Annotated in this window: 9 protein-coding genes; 8 read left to right on the top strand and 1 reads right to left on the bottom strand. The window is 59.3% G+C overall.

Annotation, left to right across the window (positions count from 1 at the left end; translation table 11 throughout):
• Positions 1 to 326 precede the first annotated feature (326 nt).
• The 5 genes from Q7S58_RS08590 to hpaI are packed head-to-tail and all read left to right on the top strand — an operon-like array spanning position 327 to position 3,981.
• Positions 327 to 710 carry a Rieske 2Fe-2S domain-containing protein gene (locus tag Q7S58_RS08590; protein WP_304823520.1) on the top strand — a complete coding sequence of 128 codons (384 nt, stop codon included), beginning with the start codon at positions 327 to 329 and terminating at the stop codon, positions 708 to 710.
• Positions 710 to 868, top strand: coding sequence for a hypothetical protein (locus Q7S58_RS08585; protein ID WP_304823516.1), 159 nt, complete (start codon positions 710 to 712; stop codon positions 866 to 868). Before Q7S58_RS08590 ends, Q7S58_RS08585 begins: the two co-directional genes overlap by 1 nt.
• Before the next feature lie 54 nt (positions 869 to 922).
• Positions 923 to 2,377 (top strand): aldehyde dehydrogenase family protein, encoded by a 1,455-nt coding sequence (locus Q7S58_RS08580; protein WP_304823513.1) that lies wholly within the window; start codon positions 923 to 925, stop codon positions 2,375 to 2,377.
• 15 nt (positions 2,378 to 2,392) lie between these two features.
• The gene (hpaH, locus tag Q7S58_RS08575) at positions 2,393 to 3,202 is read left to right on the top strand and encodes a 2-oxo-hept-4-ene-1,7-dioate hydratase (protein WP_304823510.1); all 810 of its coding nucleotides are present in this window, start codon (positions 2,393 to 2,395) and stop codon (positions 3,200 to 3,202) included.
• 2 nt (positions 3,203 to 3,204) lie between these two features.
• Positions 3,205 to 3,981 carry a 4-hydroxy-2-oxoheptanedioate aldolase gene (hpaI, locus tag Q7S58_RS08570; RefSeq protein WP_304823507.1) on the top strand — a complete coding sequence of 259 codons (777 nt, stop codon included), beginning with the start codon at positions 3,205 to 3,207 and terminating at the stop codon, positions 3,979 to 3,981.
• Here the strand turns inward: hpaI and Q7S58_RS08565 are convergent.
• Positions 3,970 to 5,361 carry a sigma-54 dependent transcriptional regulator gene (locus tag Q7S58_RS08565; protein WP_304823504.1) on the bottom strand — a complete coding sequence of 464 codons (1,392 nt, stop codon included), beginning with the start codon at positions 5,359 to 5,361 and terminating at the stop codon, positions 3,970 to 3,972. The two genes, hpaI and Q7S58_RS08565, sit on opposite strands and share 12 nt — an antisense overlap.
• 79 nt (positions 5,362 to 5,440) lie before the next feature.
• Between Q7S58_RS08565 and Q7S58_RS08560 the strand changes: the two genes are divergently transcribed.
• The 3 genes from Q7S58_RS08560 to Q7S58_RS08550 all read left to right on the top strand — a co-directional run bounded on the left by Q7S58_RS08560 (position 5,441) and on the right by Q7S58_RS08550 (position 6,517).
• Positions 5,441 to 5,701, top strand: coding sequence for a hypothetical protein (locus Q7S58_RS08560; protein ID WP_304823501.1), 261 nt, complete (start codon positions 5,441 to 5,443; stop codon positions 5,699 to 5,701).
• A 110-nt stretch (positions 5,702 to 5,811) separates the two neighbouring features.
• The gene (locus Q7S58_RS08555; RefSeq protein ID WP_370655487.1) at positions 5,812 to 6,132 is read left to right on the top strand and encodes a DNA methyltransferase; all 321 of its coding nucleotides are present in this window, start codon (positions 5,812 to 5,814) and stop codon (positions 6,130 to 6,132) included.
• A complete protein-coding gene (locus tag Q7S58_RS08550) occupies positions 6,122 to 6,517 on the top strand; it encodes a DUF5681 domain-containing protein (protein WP_304823495.1) in 396 nt (131 codons plus the stop codon). Before Q7S58_RS08555 ends, Q7S58_RS08550 begins: the two co-directional genes overlap by 11 nt.
• Positions 6,518 to 6,754 lie beyond the last annotated feature (237 nt).

Raw genomic sequence — 6,754 nt, 5'->3', positions numbered from 1 at the left:
CGCACGCGCGGCCGAGGCCGCGGCTCGAGGCGCATACGATAGCCTTGCGGCTTGCGATTCCGAGATCCAAAATTGGCGCCTCCGTTAGAGAGCGATGCGGCGCGCGCGATTAACCTTGGTCAATATCGTCCATAGTCAACGAGTTAAAATGATTTGTCAAACTCGCCGAAACGGCTTACTTTTGCTTCGCGCCGCGCGGCGAGAATTGGCTACAGTCGGATTTGACCGGAGTCAATATTTGCGCTAGATCCGCCTGGGAACATCGAAGCCTGCGCCGCCGCGAACGGCGGAGCGGCCAACCGAATTCGACGATTCGAGGAAGCCCAATGTTCGTGCGCAATTGCTGGTACGCAGCCGGATGGAGCCGAGACTTAGCCCAGGATCGCCCGACTGCACTCACGATGCTTAACGAGCCGATCGTCATTTACCGCAAGAGCGACGGCGATCTGGCGGCCTTGCAGGATCGCTGTTGCCATCGCTTCGCGCCGCTCTCGATGGGACGCGTCGAGGGCGACGACCTTCGATGCATGTACCACGGACTCAAGTTCGCGCCGTCGGGCAAATGCGTCGAGATTCCCGGTCAGATGAAACTTCCGCCCCAGGCACGCGTGCAGCAGTATCCGATTGTCGATAGGTATTCGCTTGCCTGGATCTGGATGGGCGATCCGACGCTCGCGGAAGTATCAAGGCCTTTAACGAAACCCGGGTAATGATTGAGGCGCAGCAAAGGAATATCAAAGCATCGAACGGCGATCGGATGCTTGCCACGTCTTCCGATGGCGGCATTGCACAGTTCAGGCGCATGATGGAAGAGTTTAAGAGGGCTGAGTCCCAAAATGGCGATGCCACGCTTGCATCTAACACTTGATCAACCGAACCTATAGCTAATCGCGATGCGGATCACCTTCGGAGGTCATAACTAATGGCAAGTTCCAAAGTAGCAGGAGTAAGTGTCTCGACCGATCACTTCATCGACGGCAAGCGCGTCGAGTCGAAGAACAAGTTCCAGGTGTGCTCGCCGATCGACGGCAAGCATCTCGCCGATGTGAGCGCGGGCAGCAGCGACGAAATCGATGCGGCCGTCGCCGCAGCGCGGCGTGCATATCCTAAGTGGGCGTCGCTGGGTCCCGAAGGCCGTCATCCTATACTTAAGCGCTTTGCACAATCTATCCTCGATCATGGCAAAGAGATCGCGGCGGTCGAAACCGAGGACAACGGATCGTTGCTGATCGGCAACGCTACGCGGATGGTTCCGCGCGCGGCACTCAACATCCAGTTCTTCGCCGATCGCGCGCTCAAGCTGAACGACGAGACGATCGACTCGCCTGAAGTAGTCAATCATATTCGCTTCGATCCCGCCGGCGTCGCGGCGCTTATCACGCCATGGAATGGGCCGTTCATGCTGACGACGTGGAAAGTAGGTCCTTGCCTGGCTGCGGGCGACACCGCGGTCGTGAAGCCGCCAGAATGGGCGCCGCTTACATGCTCGCTGATGGCTGATTTGGCTACCGAGGCCGGCATTGCGCCCGGAGTGCTTAACATTGTGCAAGGAATCGGCGAAGAAGCAGGCGCTGCGCTGGCGGCTCATCCCGATATCGATCGATTAAGCTTCACTGGCTCGACCGACACCGCCAAGTTGATAGGAGCATCGACCGCCCATTCTCTGACCCCCACGAGCTTTGAACTCGGCGGTAAGTCGCCGTTCATCATATGCGCCGATGCCGACCTTGATGCGGCCGCGCAAACCGCAGCCGGCCAGTACTTCAACGCTGGACAAGTATGCCTGGCAGGAACGCGCCTGCTGGTCGATGCCAAGGTTGCGGATGAGTTCCAGTCGAAGCTTCGCGCCGCTGTTTCGCAGATGGTGGTAGGCGATCCGAGAGAGAAGACTACCCGGGTTGGACCACTTATCACGCCTGAGCACTACAAGCGTGTCGAAGGTTTTGTCGAGCGCGCATTTAAGGAAGGTGTCAAGCCGATCTGGGGCGGACATCGCCATAGCGCCGGCGAGCTATACTTCGAACCAACGCTGCTGGGGGGTGTATCGCAACAGCAGGAGATCGTGCAGCGTGAGGTGTTCGGTCCGGTGTTAACCTGGCAGACCTTTCGTGACGAAGACGAAGTTATGAAGCTAGCTAACGGCACGGACTATGGCCTTGCCGCTGTCATCTTCAGCAAGAACGAGGAGCGTGCGATGCGCCTGGCGCGGCAGGTGGTCGCCGGCACGGTGTGGGTCAATTGCTTTTTCGTACGCGAACTGGCCGCTCCATTCGGCGGGAGCCGCAACTCTGGAATAGGTCGTGAAGGCGGCAACTGGAGCTTTGACTTCTACTGCGACATCAAGAACATCGCGGCTATGAAAGGTTCGTTCGCCTAAAGAAGGAAACTATCCGTGGATGCAGCCATCATATCTCGAATAGCCAGCCAGCTTCATGAGGCTGAAAAGAACCGGACGGTTATCCGATTTCTGTCGGCGCAATATCCGGAGATGACAATCGGGGATTCGTACGCGATCCAGCGCGCGTGGATTGACATCAAGCTCAAGGAAGGCCGCCGCATTATCGGGCACAAGATCGGACTGACTTCGCGCGCGATGCAATCGACGGCGAACATCAACGAACCCGACTACGGCGTCCTGCTCGACGATATGCTGTATCACGACGGTTCGCAGATCCCCGCCAACAGGTTCATCACGCCGATGCTCGAGAACGAGCTTGCCTTCGTCCTGGGAAAACCTCTGCGCGGACCTAACTGCTCGATCTTCGACGTACTGGGCGCGACCGAGTATGTCATTCCGGCGCTAGAGATAGTTGGCCTTCGCACGATGAGAGACGATCCGCAAACCAAAGCGCCGCGCCGCGTCGTCGATACTATCGCTGATAACGCCGCGAATGCCGCACTCGTGATTGGCGGGCGTCCGATTCGGCCGCTGGACGTGGACCTTAGATGGGTAGGTGCTCTTTGCTATCGCAACGGCGTACTCGAGGAATCAGGTATCGCGGCCGCCGTGTTAAATCATCCTGCCAATGGAATCGCCTGGCTCGCGAATAAGCTCGCTCTGCACGATCAAGGACTTGAAGCCGGGCAAATCGTGCTAGCCGGCTCCTTCACTAGAGTCGTACCAGCGCGCGCCGGTGACACCTTTCACGTGGACTACGGTCCGTTAGGTTCGATTTCCTGCCGCTTCGTAGGAGATGGTTGAAGATGGAAGTACCTGTCAATCGTTTCAAGCGAGCGATTAAGGAGGGGAAGGCGCAGATCGGGCTGTGGGTCGCGCTAGCCGATGCAGGATGCGCCGAACTTTGCGCCGGTGCGGGCTTTGACTGGCTACTGCTCGATGCCGAGCACGGTCCCAATGACCTCCGCACGTTGCTGGCTCAACTCCAGGCTGTCGCGCCGTACGATAGCCATCCGATAGTACGCCTTCGGGTTGGCGATACTCATGTCATCAAGCAGGTTCTCGAAATTGGCGCGCAAACTTTGCTCATTCCGATGGTCGAAAGTGCGGAGCAGGCAGCCAGCCTTGTCGCGGCGATGCACTATCCACCTAAAGGAGTGCGCGGAGTCGGTTCGGCGCTCGCGCGATCCTCGCGATGGACCCGGATACCGTCCTATCTTAAGGAAGCCGGCGAAGAGATGTGCCTCCTCGTCCAGATCGAGACTCGGCGCGGCGTCGAGAACCTCAAAGCTATTGCGGCGGTGCCGGGTGTCGATGGTGTCTTCGTAGGACCAGCGGACCTGTCGGCCTCGATGGGCTACCTCGGAAACATGACTCATCCTGAGGTGCTTGAAACGATCGAACGCGGTGTCGCGGATATTCGTGCTGCTGGCAAGGCCGCGGGTATCCTGATGGGCGACGAGGCGCTGGTACGCCGCTACCTCGAGCTAGGATGCACCTTCATCGCAGTAGGTGCCGATTCCGTCCTCTTAGCTCAAGCCGTCGATCGACTAGCGAGCAAGTTCAAAGCGCTAGTGTCCTGAGCGGATCAATAAGCGCTCGCGCACTCCGCCGTCCACACGCAAACAATCTACTCGATCCCGTAGCGGCGGCGCTTGCGCCACAGAGTCGTCACGTTGATGCCGAGCGTGTCGGGGGCTTCTTTCAAGCGTCGTGCTTGCCGCCAGCACGCGGGCGACATGCTCGCGTTCAACTTCTTCGAGGCTGGCCGACGGCGAAGCGCTGGGAAGTGACGAGGCCGCCTCACGGAATAGCGAGTCGGGCAGGTCGTCGCGCGCGATCGTCTGGCCGCGCATCAGGACGACGCTGCGCTCGATCGCATTTTTGAGTTCGCGCACATTTCCGGGCCATCGATAGTGCCCGATCGCGAGCGCGGCGTCGGGCGAAAAAGCGAGGCCCGGCCGCCCGTTGCGCAACGCCGCCATCCTTAGAAGGTACTCGGCGAGAGGCAAAACATCTTCGCGCCGCTCGCGCAGCGACGGCACGCGGAGCGCAATCACGTTCAAGCGATAGTACAGATCTTCGCGGAAATGATGCGCCGCGACTTCCGCTTCGAGGTCGCGATTCGACGCCGCGATAATTCGCGCATCGACGTGGATCGTGCGTTCACCGCCGACGCGCTCGAAGTTCTGCTCCTGCAAAAACCGCAGAAACTTGGTTTGCAGAGTCGCCGTCAAATCCGCGATCTCGTCGAGGAAAACCGTTCCGCCGTGGGCGGCCTCGAGGCGCCCGGGCTTGTCCTTGACCGCGCCGGTGAATGCGCCGCGGACGTGCCCGAAGAGTTCGCTCTCGAGCAGTTCTTCCGAGAGCGTGGTGCAGTTGACCACCACGAATGGTTGCTCCGCCCGCTTGCTCCATCGATGGATCTGCCGCGCGATGACATTCTTGCCGGTGCCGCTCTCGCCCGTCAGCAGGATCGTCGCTTCGCTCGCGGCGGCTTGGCGCGCGGTCTCGAGCAATCGTTGCATCGCCGCGCTTTTCGATTCGAGCAGCGGACCGTCGTCAACGGCGCTGCGGAGTGCGCGATTTTCGGCTTGCAGGACAGTAACCTGGAGCGCGCGATCCGCCGTATGCCTGATCTGTTCGAGCGAGAACGGTTTGGTGACGTAATCATAAGCGCCCGATTTCATCGCTTCGACCGCGTTTTCGATGGTCGCGTACGCGGTCATCAAAATCACGAGCGTGTCGGGCGAACGGCGCTTAAGTTCGCGCAGCAATTCGAGTCCGCTCATCTCCGCCATCTTGTAGTCGGTAAGCACCAGGTCGAATTGATTGTCCGCGAGCATCGCGACGGCTTGAGTTCCGCTCTCTGCGGCGCGCACCTGATGCCCCAGCGACTCGAAGAAAGCGGCGAGGCTGCGCCGGATATTTTTTTCGTCGTCGACGACCAGCAGTCGCGCCATCAGGATTCCCTTGCCGCCGGAATCTCCACGATGAAGCGGATCCGTGCACGTTGTTATTCACCACCGAAATGCGGCCGCCGTGCGCGGCGACGATCTCCTTGACGATCGCAAGGCCCAGTCCCGCAGCGCCTTTGTCCTCGGCGCCGGCGCCGTACTGCGCGAGGTCGAGGCGTTCCTGCTGCAACGCGATCGCGGGGATCTCGCCGCGCGCCAGATTGAGCAGATTGTCGGTCAGCTGGCGCATCCGCGCGCACTCTTCGATAATCACGTCGATCAATTCTGCTTGTTTGGAGTTGGCGCCGACGAATTCGCGGCTCTCGACTTCGAGCCAACGCATTAAAGGTTTGCGAGCGTCGGGCAAAGCTTCTCCCGCCCGGCCGTCGTGCTCGGCGACCTGACGCGTAGCGCTGCGGCTGAAACAAGCCGGGCAACTTACCTAGGACCTTCATTGTGTGTGATCGCGATAATTGGCTGAATAACCCTACTGTGAAACCTACCGCATTGGTCGCCGATGCGATCATGGACGCCACTTCGCGTCGAGAGATCGTACTCGACGGGTTCCTCGGCAGCGGCACCACGGTTATCGCAGCGGAGCGGAGCGGGCGGCGCTGCTATGGCCTGGAACTCGATCCGCTTTACGTCGACACCATCATTCGCCGCTGGCAAACGTTCACGCGCAGCAGCGCTCGTCACGCTTCGTCCGGCAAACAATTTGCGGATATCCAGGCCGAAGGGGGGCAGGAAGCGGAGGATAGAGGGAGTGGAGGATAGGGAAGATCCGAATTACAAAGTAGGTTACGGCCGACCGCCACAACAGCATCAATTCAAGAAGGGACAGTCCGGGAATCCCAAGGGGCGGCCGAGGGGATCAAAGGGCAGCAAGACTCTGCTCAGAGATATCCTCGCGCAGAAGGTGGCCGTGAACGAACAGGGCCAGCAACGAAGCATCTCCATGCTCGAAGTCGTCCTGAAGCAATGGATCAACAAGGCGGCTCGCGGAGACTACCGCTCGATTCAATTGCTGCTCGAGAACATACCCGCGTTGGAGAAGCATCTGCCTGAATCCAGGAGAAAATCGGAAGGCATATCGGACAAAACCGCGGAGGCCATCATGAAAGCCCTGGTGGGAGATCCGTCAGAATTCAACTACAAATGAATCCAGTGAAGAGGTTCGTAGTGATCCGCAATCGCCTTGAGATGAAAAAGACGCAAAAAGCAATGACTCCTTCCTTAGCCCCCTGGCGACCGCTTGGTGCGGATAAGTGCCAAGGTCAAAGGCGATTCTGAGGACGGACGGAGGGATCGGGACTTCTTCGCACAGCGACGAGGCTCTGACAGTGAAATTAGCGAGTCGGTTGTGATTGAACTTCCGTTCGGAAGTTCAATTCGGTGG

The organism is Candidatus Binatus sp. (assembly GCF_030646925.1).
Lineage (GTDB): Bacteria > Desulfobacterota > Binatia > Binatales > Binataceae > Binatus.
Note: the sequence above shows the minus strand (reverse complement) of the source record. Positions and strands in the feature narration are given on the sequence as shown.